The organism is Bradyrhizobium sp. CCBAU 11434, assembly GCF_028128895.1.
In the GTDB taxonomy this organism is placed as follows: domain Bacteria; phylum Pseudomonadota; class Alphaproteobacteria; order Rhizobiales; family Xanthobacteraceae; genus Bradyrhizobium; species Bradyrhizobium zhengyangense.
In genome coordinates, this window is sequence record NZ_LBJX01000011.1 from 233003 (window position 1) to 247566 (window position 14564).

Below are 14564 nucleotides of genomic sequence, written 5' to 3' on the forward strand. Positions count from 1 at the left end.
GGATGCGGATTCTGGGGGCGGCACTGGGGATCGGGCTTGCGGCGTCGAGCATCGTCGCCGCGCGCGCGCAGGTGCCCTCGATCAATCCCGGCGCCATTCAGAACGACGTCGACCGGCAACGCCGCCAGTTCGAACAGCAGAGCGCGCCGCCCAAGCTGAACGGTCCCGCCGTGGTCGGTGGCCAAAGGGAAAAGTCCCCGCTGATGAGGCCGGGCGGCCCGAAATTCCGCCTGCGCAAGCTCGAGTTCGACCCGTCCAAGTTCATCACGCAGGCCGAGCTCGATGAGATCGCCAAGAAATATGTCGGCAAGAATGTCGATATCGCGACGCTGTTGCAGATCGTCGCGGACATCAACGCGATCTATACGGAGCGTGGGATCGTCACCGGCATCGCGACGCTGCCGGATCAGGATCCCAAGGACGGGACGGTCAAGATCAAGCTAACCGAAGGCCGGCTGCAGAAGACCACCGTCGAGGGCAACCAGCAGACCCGGACCGACTATATCCTCCAGCGGGTGCAGGAGCCGGAAGGCGAGGTCCTCGACGTTCCCAAGCTCAATCGCGACGTGACCTGGTTCAACCGGACCAACGACGTGCAGATCAAGGCGCTGCTCCAGCCCGGCACGAGCTTCGGCCTGACCGATCTCCAGTTCGCGGTGATCGAGCCGCCGGTCGACACCTGGCAGCTCTTCGTCGACAACCAGGGCTCCGAAAACACCGGGCGCTGGGAGGGCGGCACTTTCTACAAGCGCCACGGCCTGTTCGGCGTCGACGACCGCCTGACCTTCTACGGCGTCCGCTCCGACGGCAACCTCAACGGCAATGTCGCCTACAGCGTGCCGGTCAATCCCTGGGGCGGACGCGTCGGCGTCAGCTATACCGAAGGCAAGATCAAGATCATCGAGGGGCCGTTCGTTGCGCTCGACGTCACCGGGCGGTCGAGCCAGGCCGCGGTGAATTTCAGCCAACCGGTCTGGGCGACGCAGAACTGGCTGGTGTTGCTCAACGCCGCCGAGACCGAGGGCAAGACGGTGAGCCGCTTCTCGACGGTTGCGGTGACCGACGACCATTATGACAAGGCCACGGCCGGCGTCTCCGTGACCAATTCCGGCAACACCTATTCGATCACGGTCTCGCCCGCCGTGAACTACATCGAATGGCAGGACCACGTGCTCGGCAACAACCGCACGTTCAACACCTATACCGGCTCGCTGAGTGCGACCAGCGCGGCCGGTCCCCCCAATTTCAGCACCAATGTGCTGGCGAGCTGGCAGTACACGCAGGAAAAGCTGCTGCCGGGCGACCAGATTTTTACAATCGGTGGTCCGACGACGGTGCGCGGCTATCCGTCCAACGCGGCGTCCGGCGACAGCGGCTATTATTTCAACGCCGAGCTGCACTACAACTGGTCGCAATGGCTGCGGGGATTTGACACCTACATCTTCACCGACTGGGGTGCGGTGTATTCGACAGCCCCCGGCATCACCGAAATGGCCTCCGTCGGCGTCGGCTTCTCCTGGACCTATGCGCAGTTCATGACGTTCGAGGCCAATTACGCGACACCGCTGAAGAATGCGGTCTCGACCCAGCACCATTACGAGGCGTATGGCCGCGTCATCTTTCGCCCGCTGTTGATGTTCGAGAAGCAGCACACCGCCACGCCTGTGGCGGCTGTTGCAGACAAGAGCAAGTCGTAAGGCCTCTCTAGCGCCGCAGCGTGAACTCGCTCGCGTCCCGCCGATGCTCCCACTTCGCCCGCTCGAGCTCGGGCTGGTCGCACTCGGCCTCGGGGTAGCCGATGCAGAGATAGGCGATGAACTTCCAGGAGGCGGGCACGTCGAGCACGCCGTGGATGCGCTGCGGGCTGAGGATGGAGACCCAGCCGAGCCCGATGCCCTCGGCGCGCGCGGCGAGCCACATCGCGGTGATGGCCGCGACCACGGAATATTCCAAGGTCTCCGGCATGGTGGCGCGGCCGAGGCCGTGGCCGATGTCGCTGGCCTTTTCGGCGAAGATTGCGAGGTGGCAAGGTGCCTGTTCGAGACCCGAGAGCTTGAGCGTGGCATAACGGGCGGCGCGCTCGCCGGAATAGCAGCCGAGCGCATCGGCGTTGCACGTCTTGAAGTCGTCGATCACGGCGCGGCGCCGCGCGGGATCATCGACGATGACGAAGCGCCACGGCTGGCTCAGGCCGACGGACGGCGACAGGCAGGCGGTGTCGATCAGCCGCTCCACGGCGCCGTCAGGCAGCGCCCGGTTGCGAAAGCGGCGCACGTCGCGGCGCCACACGAACAGCTCGCGCAATTGCCGGCGGAAGGTATCGTCGAACTCGACCATGGCTCATCCTCCGCCGTGGAGGAAGGCTGCCGCGACCAGCAGGATCAGGATCTCGCCGACCTGCTCGAACGTGCCGAGGATGTCGCCGGTGTGTCCGCCGATCTGGCGAATGGCAAGTCGCGCCAGGATCAATCCGGCTGCTGACAGCAGCGCGAGGCCGACCAGAGCCTTGGCCGGCCCGAGCGCCAGCGCAAGCACGAGCGTTCCGAGACCGAACGCCGTGGCCACGCTGCGGCCAGGCGGCGCTCCTGCGTTCGCCGAAAGCCCGTCGGCGCGCGCCGGGGCGACCAGCGACATGAAGGCCGGCAAGCCCGCGCGCGCTGCCGCATGCGCGGAGACGAGTGCGAGCATCACGGCCCAGGGATTGGCGATCGCCGCTAGCGCGCTCCAGCGCAGGCCGAATGAAAGGATCAGTGCGCAGACACCATAACTGCCGATCCGGCTGTCGCGCATGATCTCGAGCTTGCGCTCGCGCGTGCGGCCGCCGCCGAGCCCGTCGGCGGTATCGGCAAGCCCGTCCTCGTGGAGCGCGCCGGTGATGAGCGTGGTCGTCGCGAGCGCGAGCAGGGCGGCGAGGTTCGGCGCCAGTCCAACGCCAATGGCGATCTTGTAGACGAAGGCGCCCGCAAACCCAACCAGCAATCCCGCGACCGGCAGCGCCCAGGTCGCGCGCGCGACGGTGCCTTCGCCAGATGGCTTCGACGAGGCAACGGGGAAGATCGTGACGAAGGACGCCGCGATCCTGAGATCGGCGACGACGTCTTTCAGAATGTCGGCGCGCGGCGTCATTTCAGCTTCATCGGCAGGCCGGCGACCACGAACTCGACTTCGTCGGCGGCGGCTGCAATGGTCTGGTTCATGATGCCGGCAGCGTCGCGAAAGCTGCGGGCCAGCGCATTGTCGGGGACGATGCCAAGTCCCACCTCGTTGGTGACGAAGACAACGGGGCTCTTGAGACGGGACAGGGCGGCGGCGAGTTCGCTCACCGCGTGCTCCCAGTTGCGCTCGGCATGCATCAGATTGGAGAGCCACAGCGTCAGGCAATCCACCAGCCGCGCACCGCCGCCATCGCTTGCGATCAGCGCGGGCACGAGATCGAGCGGCACCTCCCGCTCGATCCAGTCGGTTCCGCGCCGCGTGCGGTGTCTTGCGATGCGCGCCTCCATCTCGGCATCAAGCGCCTCGGCCGTCGCGACATAGACGGGCTGCCCGGGAAACGCACGCGCGCGCGTTTCCGCACGCTTGCTCTTGCCCGATCGCGCTCCGCCCGTGATCAAGATGACGGCCATCAAAGTCTCCTGTGGGCCTGACTAATCACCAATCGCGGCCAAAGACAAAGCCGAAATCAGCCGATCAGGGGCTTGCGCTTGCCCCTGGCTTTGCGCAACAGGGGCGGGACAGGAGGCGGATGTGGGCTTTGCGGGCGCGATGGTGGTGGCGATGGCGGTGGATGCCCTCACGGGCTGGCCGTCATGGCTGTTCGCGCGGCTCGGCCACCCCGTGACCTGGCTGGGCCGGTTGATCGCAGCCGTCGACGCCAGCTGGAATCGCGAGTCCGACCCGCCAGCGTTTCGCCGCGCCGCCGGCGTCGTCGGCGCGCTTCTGGTGATTGCGCTCACGGTCGCGCTTGGTTGGCTGCTTCAGTCTCTGCTTCCCTCAGGCTGGATCCGGATCGTGCTGATCGGCATCCTGGCCTGGCCGCTGGTCGCACTGCGCTCGCTGCATGATCATGTTGCTGCTGTCGCCAGGCCCCTGCTGGACGACGACATCGCCGCCGCGCGCGAGGCGGTCTCGCGCATCGTCGGCCGCGATCCCGCCGCGCTCGATGAGGCCGGCATCGCACGCGCGGCGATCGAGAGCCTCGCCGAGAACGCCTCCGACGGCGTCGTCGCGCCGGTGTTCTGGGGCGCGCTGTTCGGCTTGCCGGGAATCCTCGGCTACAAGGCCATCAATACGCTGGATTCCATGATCGGCCATCGCAGCGAACGGCACGAGGCCTTTGGCTGGGCAGCCGCGCGTATCGACGATGTCGCGAACTTCATTCCGGCGCGCGTGAGCGGATTTTTGTTCGTGCTGCTCGCACCGCAGCGCTCCCAGGCGCTGTCGTGCATGACGCGTGATGCGCGCCGGCATCGCTCGCCCAATGCCGGCTGGCCGGAAGCGGCGATGGCCGGCGCGCTGGGTGTGCGGCTCAGTGGTCCCCGGACCTATCACGGCAGCGTCACGAACGAGCCCTGGCTCAACCAGGGCGCACGCGATCCGCTTGCGGCCGACATCGCCGGGGGACTGGCGATCTACCGCCGCGCCATGATGTTGCTCGCGGGCCTGCTTGCGATCCTGGCCTTCGCGTGAAAGAACGGGACATGCGCGAGCACGGTGGAAATCTCGATCTGGCCCGGCAGCGTTTTGGCGGGCGCGCAGAAGACTGGATGGATCTGTCGACCGGCATCAACCGGCTGCCTTATCCCGTGGGCAAGATATCAGCGCATCACTGGCAGGCGCTGCCGTCGCGATCCGAGATCGAGGCGCTGCATCGGGCTGCCCAACACGCCTATGGCACATCAGCGCCTGTTGTCGCGATGGGTGGCGCACAAGCCGCCATTCAATTGTTGCCACAGCTCGCGCCGCGCGGCCTGGCCCGCATCCTCGCTCCGACCTACAACGAATATGCGTCCGTTCTCTCAGCCGGGGGATGGCAGGTCGAGGAGGTGAAGGAGATCGACGCGCTTGCGGGCGCGAACCTTGCCATCGTCATCAATCCCAACAATCCCGACGGCCGCCGTCACGACCCGAACGACCTGCTCGCGCTGTTGCCGCGCGTTGGACACCTTGTCATCGACGAGAGTTTTGCCGACGCCGTTCCCGAGCTCTCGCTCGCCTCGGAAGCCGGTCAGCCGGGGCTGCTGATCCTCCGCTCGTTCGGCAAGTTTTATGGTCTTGCCGGCCTGCGGCTCGGCTTCGCGATCGGCGAAGCGGAGGACATCGGCAAGCTCGCGGCGGCATCAGGTCCATGGCCGGTCTCGGGCGCTGCGATCGCGATCGGCTGCCGCGCCTTGCATGATGATGCCTGGGCGAAGGCGACGTCAGCGCGGCTCGTGCGGGACTGTGCGCGCCTCGACGAGATGGTGCAGGCGCAGGGCTGGCGGCTCGTCGGTGGCGCATCATTGTTCCGTCTCTACGAAACGCCTGACGCGCTTGTTGCGCAGGAAAAGCTCGCGGGCGGCCAGATCTGGTCGCGGGTGTTTGCGAAAGAGCCGACGTGGCTGCGACTCGGCCTTCCGGGCGCCGAGGCCGAATGGACGCGCTTGGCCAAAATTCTAGCGCGCTAGCGCGAGCAGGCCTTCGACGTCAAGATGCCGTTCGATGTGATCGGCGAGGGCCTCGAGCGCGCTCTCGACCCTGGCGTGATACGGCTCCTCGCCTGCGGGAATGTCGAGCTTTGCCAGATATGCCTTGCGGAAATCGTCCGACGTGAACAGGCCGTGCAGATAGCTGCCCTGCACGCGCCCGTCGCGTGAAATCGCACCCTCCGGCTCGCCGTTCAACTTCGCGAACGGCCGCGTGCGGTCGGGTCCATCAGTGCGGCCTATGTGGATTTCGTAAGCCTGGATCGGCTGATCAGTCGCCGCGTGAACGGCTGCCACACGCGTCAGCGTCTTCTGCGGACTCATCACGGTCGTCACGTCCAGTAGCCCGAGACCCTGTGTATCGCCGGCAGGACCTTCGATTCCGGCCGGATCAGCAACGCTGCGCCCGAGCATCTGATAGCCGCCGCAGAGGCCGAGCACATGGCCGCCCCTGCGGCGGTGCGCGATGAGATCGATGTCCCAGCCTTGCGCGCGCAGGAAGGCGAGATCGCCCCGCGTGGACTTTGAGCCGGGGATGATGACGAGCCTGACATCGCCGGGGATCGCTTCGCCCGGGCGCACCATCACGAGATCGACTGAAGGCTCGAGCTTGAGCGGATCGAGATCGTCGAAATTGGCGATCCGCGACAGCGCGAGGCAGGCGATCTTGCACTGGCCGGGCTTGCGCGCGTCGCTCAGGCCCAGCGCATCCTCGGCCGGTAGCTCGCCGGCGCGCGGAAACCACGGCAGCACGCCGAGGCCGCGCCATGCAGTCTTTTGTTCAATCAGCTTGTAGCCGTCGTCGAACAGTGTGGGATCGCCGCGGAACTTGTTGATGACAAAGCCCTGGATCATTGCGGCATCATCAGGGTCGATCACCGTTTTGATACCGACCAGCTGTGCGATGACGCCGCCGCGGTCGATGTCGCCGACCAGCACGACCGGAACGTCGGCCTTGCGGGCAAAGCCCATATTGGCGATGTCGGCCTTGCGCAAATTCACCTCGGCCGGGCTGCCGGCGCCTTCGACCAGCACCAGATCAGCGCGCGCCTTCAGCCGTTCAAAGCTCTCCAGCACCGCGCCCATCAGCGATGGTTTCATCGCCACATATTCGCGCGCGCGTGCGGTTGCGATGCGCTTGCCGTGCACGATGACCTGCGAGCCGACATCAGTCTCGGGTTTCAGCAGCACCGGATTCATGTCGGTATGCGGCTCGACACCGGCGGCGAGCGCTTGCAACGCTTGGGCGCGGCCGATCTCGCCCCCATCGACGGTGACGGCCGCATTGTTCGACATGTTCTGGGGCTTGAAGGGAAGCACGCGCAATCCGCGCCGTGTGAAGGCCCGCGCGAGACCGGCGACGATGAGCGACTTGCCCACGTCCGAGCCGGCCCCCTGGATCATCAGCGCGCGTGTCATTGATCTCAGAACTCGACGCCGGGCTGCGCCTTGATGCCGGAGCGGAACGGATGCTTCACCAGCGTCATCTCGGTGACGAGGTCGGCGATCTCGATCAGCTCGTCCTTGGCATTGCGGCCGGTGAGCACGACATGCGTCATCGGCGGCTTCGAGGTCTTCAGGAAATCGACGATTTCGGCGATGTCGAGATAGTCGTAGCGCAGCGCGATGTTGATCTCGTCGAGCACGACCATGTGCAGGCTCTCATCGAGAATCAGCTGCTTGGCCTTCTCCCAGCCGGCGCGCGCGGCCGCGATGTCGCGGGCGCGGTCCTGCGTCTCCCAGGTGAACCCTTCGCCCATGGCGTGGAACTGGCAGAGCTCGCCGAAATGGCCGGTGAGCAGGCGCCGCTCGCCGGTATCCCAGGCGCCCTTGATGAACTGCACCACGGCGCAGGGGAAGCCATGGGCGACACAGCGCACGATCATGCCGAAGGCGGAGGAGGACTTGCCCTTGCCGGCGCCGGTGTGGACGATGATGAGGCCTTTTTCGCCGCTCTTGGTGGCCATGATCTTGTCGCGGGCGACCTTGATCTTCGCCATTTTGGCGGCGTGCTTTGCGTCAGTCTTGGCGTCATTCTTGGCGTCGGTTTCGTCGGCCGTTTGGGTCTCCGGTTCAGTCGTCATCGTATCCGGTCCTTCGGCTTGACAAGAGGCGGCCGGGGGCAAATGGTGGCCCGGCGTTGGTTCCTGTCCTATGACAGGCGAAGAGGGAATGCGATAGGGTCCGAATCGGCAAGATTTGGGTCCAAAATGCAGCCGCCCCCGCGACCGTGACCGGAGAGATGCCCAAAGCCACTGATCCCCCAGGGATCGGGAAGGCGGGGATCGAAGGGGAAACCCTGCTCCGCAAGCCGGGAGACCTGCCAGCGCGGACGATGTTTGGACCGGCGGACGGGGTGTTCCGCGACGGGGAAACGGACCGTCGCAAGCAAGGTCCGTGAGCCTCTTCGCCTCCCGCTGATACTTCTGGAAGAGGCGATGATTGTCACACTGCACGTCTGCATCACCTGCCGCGCCGGCCAGACGCTGGGCGAAGGCGAGACCACGCCCGGCAAGCGCCTGCACGGCGCGATTCTCGAAGCCGGCGTGCCCGAGGGCGTCAGCGTGGTTCCCGTCGAGTGCCTGTCTGCATGCAGCCAGGGCTGCTCGGTCGCGCTCAGCGCGCCCGGTCGCTGGTCCTATGTCTATGGCCGCCTGTCGGATGCCAACGCGCGGGACGTGGTTGCGGGCGCTGCCGCCTATGCTGCCGCGCCCGATGGCCTCGTGCCCTGGCGCAGCCGCCCCGAAATCTTCCGCAAGCAATCGCTTGCGCGCATTCCCCCCATCGCCGTGTTGCCGGAGGCCGCCGAATGAACTCGCTTGCAAAAGTTCCTGTGACCGTGGTCACCGGCTTTCTCGGTTCGGGCAAGACGACGCTGATCCAGCATCTGCTCAGCAATCCCAATGGCATGAAGCTCGCCGTGCTTGTCAACGAGTTCGGTAGCGAAGGTGTCGATGGTGAGATCCTGAAGTCCTGCGCCGATGAGAACTGCCCGGAGGAGAACATCGTCGAACTCGCCAATGGCTGCATCTGCTGCACCGTTGCCGACGATTTCATTCCGACCATGGAGAAGCTGCTGGCACGGCCAGTGCGGCCCGATCACATCCTGATCGAGACCTCAGGCCTGGCGCTGCCAAAGCCGCTGCTGAAGGCGTTCGACTGGCCGGAGATTCGCTCGCGCATCACGGTCGATGGCGTGATTGCGCTGGCCGATGCCGAGGCGGTGGCCGCCGGTCGTTTCGCGCCGGACCCGGCTGCCGTCGAAGCGCAGCGCGCGGCGGATGGGAATCTCGATCACGAGACGCCGCTGTCAGAAGTGTTCGAGGACCAGATCGCCTGCGCCGATATCGTGCTGCTAACCAAGGCCGATCTCGCAGGCGCCGCGGGCATCGAGGCCGCCAAGGCGTTGATCACCGCCGAGATGCCGCGCCGCGTGCCGATGCTGTCGATCACTGACGGTGCCATCGACGCGCGCGTGATCCTCGGCCTCGGCGCTGCCGCCGAGAACGATCTCGCCGCGCGTCCCTCGCATCATGATGGTGAGGACGACCACGAGCACGACGATTTTGCCTCCGTCGTGATCGATCTTCCAGAGGTCACCGACATCGATGTGCTGGTCGCGTCGGTGCAGCGTCTTTCGCGCGAGCAAAACGTGCTTCGCGTCAAAGGCTACATCGCCGTCGCGGGCAAGCCGATGCGGCTGCTGCTGCAAGCGGTCGGTGAACGCGTGCGCCACCAGTTCGACAAGCCCTGGGGTGCAGGCAACAGGCAATCAAAGCTCGTCGTGATCGGCGAGCACGGCGATATTGACGAGGTCGCGATTAGAGCGGGACTGGGAGTCTAATGCACGTCGTCTTCCGCGAGAGCCGCGGTCTCGAGGAGACCACGACGCCAAGGGACATTGGCCAGGACCCGGCCGATCTCGTGGTACTCTCGTTCTCGGATTCCGACCTTGCGGCGTTCGCGGCGGGCTGGCGGCGTGGCCAGGACAGCCTGCCGTCGCTGCGGCTCGCCAATCTCGCGGAACTGCGTCATCCTCTCTCGGTCGACACCTATATCGAGCGCACGCTGTCGCAGGCGCGCGGCATTCTGGTGCGCCTCATCGGCGGTGAATCCTACTGGCCATACGGGCTGGCGGCGCTCCAGCAACTGGCCAAAGACCGCAATATCGTTCTCGCCGTGCTGCCGGCCGACGGCCGCGACGACATCAGGCTGGATGCGTACTCGACCTTGCCGGTTTCGACGCTGCGCCGGCTCAAAGCGCTCTGCGACACAGGCGGTCCCGTCGCGGCGCAAGCCGCGATTGCGCAGCTCGCGCTGGCCTCAGGCCTTTATGCCGGGCCTGTTGTCGGCGAGATGAACGTGCCCGAAATGGGCTTTTACGACCCTGCGCGTGGTGTCATTGCCGCGCCGACGCCGCGCGAGCGGAAGCCCCTCACGCTCGTGACGTTCTATCGCTCCTATCTCACGGCTGCCGACACCGGTCCCGTCGATACGCTGATCGCCGCGTTGCGCGAGAAGGGTTTTGACGCCTATGGGGCCTTCGTCACGTCGCTAAAGGCGGCAGGCGTCGGAGATTGGCTTCGCGCGCATCTCGCGCAAAATCCGCCAGCCGCGATCGTCAACGCGACGGCGTTCTCGGCGATGGGCGACGACGGCACGACGCCGTTCGACGCTGCGCCGTGTCCCATCTTCCAGGTCGCGCTCTCCTCGGCGCGGCGCGAGGACTGGGCGGAATCGCTGCGCGGCCTGTCGCCTGGCGATCTCGCCATGCATGTAGTGCTGCCTGAGGTCGACGGCCGCCTGTTCGCCGGCGTGGTGAGTTTCAAGTCGGCCGCGGAACGCGATCCCGATCTGCAGATCTCGCATCTGGCCCATAGGCCGGATGAGGAGCGTGTGAAAGCGGTTGTCGCCCGCGTCGCTGCTTGGCGAAGGCTTGCCTGGAAGCCGGCGGCCGTGAAGCGGTTGGCCATCGTCCTGTCGAACTATCCCGGGCGTCCGCATCAGATCGCACATGCGGTCGGTCTCGATGCGCTGGCGTCGGTCGAAGCGCTGGTGGCCGATCTCGGGGAGGCCGGCTTTGATGTTGCGCCGGTGCATGCACTCGGCGAGACGTTGCTGAAGCAGAAATTGACATGGAGTGTCGCAGACTACCGCGCGGCGCTCTCGCAGCTTCCGCAAGGTTTGCAGGACGATCTCGCGCAAGCCTGGGGCGCGGCGGAGAACGATCCGAGCTGCCGCGATGGCGCTTTCCACTTCGCAGCCATCGCAAGCGGCCGATCGATCATCGCGGTCCAGCCCGAGCGGGGCGATGCGGCGACACGCGATGGCGACTATCACGATCTCGCCCGCACGCCGCGCCATGCCTATGTTGCATTCTATCTCTGGCTCCGCGGGCAGGGGATCGATGCTGTTGTGCATATGGGCGCGCATGGCACGCTGGAATGGCTGCCGGGGAAATCCGTGGCCCTTTCATCCGCGTGCTGGCCGGAAGCGCTGATCGGCGATCTCCCTGTGATCTATCCCTTCATCGTCAATGATCCCGGCGAGGCTGCGCAGGCCAAGCGGCGGATCGGCGCCGTCACCATCGGCCATCTGCCGCCGCCGCTCGAACAATCCGCGATACCGGAAGGCCTTCGCCGGCTCGAACGCCTGCTCGACGAATATTCGACCGCCGATGGTCTCGACCCCGCCCGCCGTCAGCGCCTGATCGCCGCGATCCGCGACGAGGCGCGTGCGGCCGGCCTCGAAGACGATCTTGGTATTGTAGCCTCGGCTGCGCCAGCCGAAGCCATCCCGCGGATCGATCGCTTCGTCTGCGATCTCAAGGAAAGCCAGTTCGGCGAGGGCCTGCACGTGTTCGGCCGCGGGGCCTGTGGCGATGCTGAGCGGGATGCGCTACGCATCGCGCTCGCAGGACAACGCGTGGCGCCGGGCCCGTCCGGCTCGCCCTATCGCGGACGCCAGGACGTGCTGCCGACGGGACGCAATCTCTTCGCCGTCGATCCGCGCGCCGTGCCGACGCCCTCAGCGCATGCGCAGGGCATCAAGCTCGCCGAAGAGCTGCTGCGTCGTCATTTGCAGGATCATGGCGACTGGCCGAACGGCCTCGTGGTCGATCTCTGGGGCTCGGCGACGATGCGCACCGCGGGCGAGGAGTTCGCGATGGCGCTGCATCTGGCCGGCCTCGCGCCGCACTGGGATTATGCCTCCGGCCGCGTCACCGGCTACGACATCATCGCGCCGGCTGAGCTCGGCCGTCCCCGAATCGACGTGACGCTACGCGTGTCCGGCCTGTTCCGCGATGTATTCGCGGGCCTGGCGCAATTGTTCGAAGCTGCTTCCGAAGCGCTCGCATCGCGCGAGGAAGAGGGCGACGAAAATCCTTATCGCCATCGCGCTTCCCGTGTGTTCGCGCCGCGCCCCGGACAATACGGCGTCGGCCTTTCGGCCATCCCCGATGCGTTCACATCGGAGACGCGCGATGCGGCCGGCGAAGCCTGGCTATCGGCATCGTCGTGGGCGTTCTCCGCCGATGGCGAGATCAGGCCGGATCGCACCGGTATCGAGCAGCGGCTCGCGTCTGCCGATGCGTTCGTCCACACGCAGGATCTACCCGAGACCGATCTGTTGCTTGCCGCCGATTATGCTGCGCACGAAGCCGGCGTCGCTGCAGCGGCCGCGCATCTCGGTGCAACAGGGCCATCGCTCTATCATCTCGACACGACGCGGCCAGATCAGCCGCAGGCGCGTACACTGACCGAGGAAATCTCCCGCGTCGTCCGCGCCCGCGCGGCCAATCCGGCCTGGATCGCCGGCATGATGCGCCACGGTTTTCGCGGGGCAGCCGAGATATCAGCGACGCTGGAGCATATGGCCACCTTTGCTCATCTCGCCGGCGCCGTGCCGCCGCATCTGTTCGATCTCTACTATGATGCGACGCTCGGCGACTGCGATGTCCGCGCCTTCTTGGCCCGCGAGAATCCGGCGGCGCTTGCCGTAATGGAAACCTGCTTCACGCGCCTGCACGAGGCCTCGCTCTGGCGGACGCGCCGCAATTCGATTGCGGCGGCGCTGAAGGAGGCGTCATGAGCGCGGCGTCGGTGAAGGGCTGGTGTCCCGGCGCGCTGCGGCCGATGCAATCGGGCGATGGGCTCGTGGTCCGCGTTCGCCCGTTCGGCGGCCGGCTCGATGCCGCACAGACCGCCGGGCTCGCGCACCTCGCCGAGCGCCACGGCAATGGTTTGATCGACGTGACCAGCCGCGCCAATCTCCAGATCAGGGGCGTCAGCGAGGCCAGCCACCGGCTGCTGGTCGACGGGCTCGCACAATTGACGCTGCTCGATCCCGATGCCGAGACTGAATCCCGGCGCAACATCCTGGTCACGCCGTTCTGGCGCGAGGGCGATGAGACCCAGGCCCTCGCCGCCGAGCTCGAAGAGGCATTGGCGGGCTCTGCGCTCGAGCTGCCGACGAAATTCGGCTTCGCCATCGATGACGGCACCTCGCGCGTGCTTGCCGGAAATTCCGCTGATGTGCGGATCGAACGTGACGCTGCCGGTGGCCTCCTCGTGCGCGCGGATGGCGTCAGGCTCGGTCGCAGCGTCGCGCGTGGCGAGGCTGTAAGCACCGCACTTGCTGTCGCACGCTGGTTCGTCGCATCAAGTATCAGGGATGGGCGCGGGCGCATGGCAACGCATCTTGCGGCCGGGGCAAAAATGCCTGAGGGCTTGCGCGGCCAGGCGGAGCCTGCGCCGATCATGGCCGCCGCGCGTCCTGGTCTCTATCCGCAAGGCGCCATGGTCGGCATCGCCTTCGGTCAGATGCCGCATACGACGCTCAATCAGCTCTCTGCTTGCGGGCTTGCGCTGCGGATGACGCCGTGGCGGATGGTTTTGAGCGAGGGCAAGCGGACAATGCCATCGGCCTCTGGCTTGCTCACGGAGCCTTACGATCCGGCGCTGCGTGTCATTGCCTGCAGCGGCGCACCACGCTGCCGCGAGGCCCATGCCGATACGCGGGGGCTGGCGGCGGCGCTTGCGCAAAACATCGGTGGGGCCGCGCAGCTTCACGTTTCGGGCTGCGCCAAGGGCTGCGCCCATTCCGGCGCGGCCGCGATCACGCTGGTCGCGACGGCCAAGGGATTCGATCTCGTGCGCGGCGGCTCGACGCGCGACGAGCCGATCCTGCGCGGGCTCGACCGCGACGACATCGTTCGCGATCCCTCCATTCTGATGGGAGGGCACTGATGCCGCATATTTACGAGACCGATGGTGCGGCGATCTACCGACAATCCTTTGCCACTATACGGGCCGAGGCCGATCTGGCGCGCTTCACGCCTGAGGAGGAGCAGGTCGTGGTGCGGATGATCCATGCCGCCGGCATGGTCGGCCTCGAGGCGCATATCCGCTTCACGCCGGGCATGGCAATCGCCGCGCGCGCGGCCTTGCAGAAGGGCGCGCCGATCCTGTGCGATGCGCGGATGGTGTCTGAGGGAATTACGCGCGCCAGACTGCCTGCGGCAAATGCCGTGATCTGCACGCTTGCCGATGAGACCGTTGCCGCGCTGGCGCGATCCATGCGCAACACCCGCTCGGCCGCGGCACTGGAGTTGTGGCGGCCGCATCTCGACGGCGCGATCGTCGCGATCGGCAATGCGCCGACCGCGCTGTTTCATCTGCTCAACATGCTTGAAGATCGCGACTGTCCGCGGCCGGCGGCGATCATCGGCTGTCCCGTCGGCTTCGTCGGCGCGGCTGAGTCAAAGGCCGCGTTGATGGCTGATCCGCCAGTGCCGGCACTCACCGTTGAAGGCCGCCTCGGCGGCTCCGCGATCACGGTCGCTGCCGTGAATGCACTGGCGAACCGGAGCGAATAGCC

General features: G+C 66.3%; 13 protein-coding genes and 1 riboswitch. Of the genes, 8 read left to right on the top strand and 5 right to left on the bottom strand.

All coding sequences use genetic code 11. The features are described from left to right. The first annotated feature begins 2 nt into the window (after positions 1–2). Complete coding sequence (locus XI06_RS08580; protein WP_271605045.1) at positions 3–1697, top strand: ShlB/FhaC/HecB family hemolysin secretion/activation protein; 1695 nt, start codon at positions 3–5, stop codon at positions 1695–1697. 7 nt (positions 1698–1704) lie between these two features. Here XI06_RS08580 and bluB read toward each other — a convergent pair whose 3' ends face one another. From bluB to cobU, 3 genes are read right to left on the bottom strand one after another with little or no spacing between them, the layout of a single operon-like run. Beyond that, complete coding sequence (gene bluB, locus XI06_RS08585) at positions 1705–2337, bottom strand: 5,6-dimethylbenzimidazole synthase (RefSeq protein ID WP_237859130.1); 633 nt, start codon at positions 2335–2337, stop codon at positions 1705–1707. Positions 2338–2340: 3 nt separating this feature from the next. Beyond that, complete coding sequence (gene cobS, locus XI06_RS08590; RefSeq protein WP_271605046.1) at positions 2341–3126, bottom strand: adenosylcobinamide-GDP ribazoletransferase; 786 nt, start codon at positions 3124–3126, stop codon at positions 2341–2343. Further along, complete coding sequence (gene cobU, locus XI06_RS08595; protein ID WP_237859128.1) at positions 3123–3626, bottom strand: bifunctional adenosylcobinamide kinase/adenosylcobinamide-phosphate guanylyltransferase; 504 nt, start codon at positions 3624–3626, stop codon at positions 3123–3125. The genes cobS and cobU overlap by 4 nt, the downstream gene beginning before the upstream one ends. Positions 3627–3747: 121 nt before the next feature. On the opposite strand from cobU, the gene cbiB reads away from it, so the two are divergent. Then, positions 3748–4689, top strand: a complete 942-nt coding sequence (gene cbiB / locus XI06_RS08600) for an adenosylcobinamide-phosphate synthase CbiB (RefSeq protein WP_237859127.1) — start codon at positions 3748–3750, stop codon at positions 4687–4689. Between the two features lie 11 nt (positions 4690–4700). Then, complete coding sequence (gene cobD, locus XI06_RS08605; RefSeq protein ID WP_271605047.1) at positions 4701–5666, top strand: threonine-phosphate decarboxylase CobD; 966 nt, start codon at positions 4701–4703, stop codon at positions 5664–5666. Here cobD and XI06_RS08610 read toward each other — a convergent pair. Together XI06_RS08610 and cobO are read right to left on the bottom strand one after the other, a co-directional pair. Beyond that, the gene (locus XI06_RS08610) at positions 5655–7103 is read right to left on the bottom strand and encodes a cobyric acid synthase (RefSeq protein WP_271605048.1); all 1449 of its coding nucleotides are present in this window, start codon (positions 7101–7103) and stop codon (positions 5655–5657) included. The two genes, cobD and XI06_RS08610, sit on opposite strands and share 12 nt — an antisense overlap. A 5-nt stretch (positions 7104–7108) precedes the next feature. Next, positions 7109–7768, bottom strand: a complete 660-nt coding sequence (gene cobO, locus XI06_RS08615; protein ID WP_271605049.1) for a cob(I)yrinic acid a,c-diamide adenosyltransferase — start codon at positions 7766–7768, stop codon at positions 7109–7111. Between the two features lie 40 nt (positions 7769–7808). Then, positions 7809–8026: riboswitch (cobalamin riboswitch) on the top strand. 96 nt (positions 8027–8122) lie between these two features. Here cobO and XI06_RS08620 point away from each other — a divergent pair. From XI06_RS08620 to XI06_RS08640, 5 genes are read left to right on the top strand one after another with little or no spacing between them, the layout of a single operon-like run. Beyond that, positions 8123–8497 (top strand): DUF1636 domain-containing protein, encoded by a 375-nt coding sequence (locus XI06_RS08620; RefSeq protein ID WP_271605050.1) that lies wholly within the window; start codon positions 8123–8125, stop codon positions 8495–8497. Then, positions 8494–9528: a cobalamin biosynthesis protein CobW gene (gene cobW, locus XI06_RS08625; protein ID WP_271605051.1), complete on the top strand. Its 1035-nt coding sequence runs from the start codon at positions 8494–8496 to the stop codon at positions 9526–9528. Before XI06_RS08620 ends, cobW begins: the two co-directional genes overlap by 4 nt. Next, the gene (gene cobN, locus XI06_RS08630; RefSeq protein ID WP_271605052.1) at positions 9528–12776 is read left to right on the top strand and encodes a cobaltochelatase subunit CobN; all 3249 of its coding nucleotides are present in this window, start codon (positions 9528–9530) and stop codon (positions 12774–12776) included. The genes cobW and cobN overlap by 1 nt, the downstream gene beginning before the upstream one ends. Further along, positions 12773–13933, top strand: a complete 1161-nt coding sequence (gene cobG / locus XI06_RS08635) for a precorrin-3B synthase (protein ID WP_271605053.1) — start codon at positions 12773–12775, stop codon at positions 13931–13933. Before cobN ends, cobG begins: the two co-directional genes overlap by 4 nt. Further along, positions 13933–14562, top strand: a complete 630-nt coding sequence (locus XI06_RS08640; protein WP_237869786.1) for a precorrin-8X methylmutase — start codon at positions 13933–13935, stop codon at positions 14560–14562. The genes cobG and XI06_RS08640 overlap by 1 nt, the downstream gene beginning before the upstream one ends. Positions 14563–14564 lie beyond the last annotated feature (2 nt).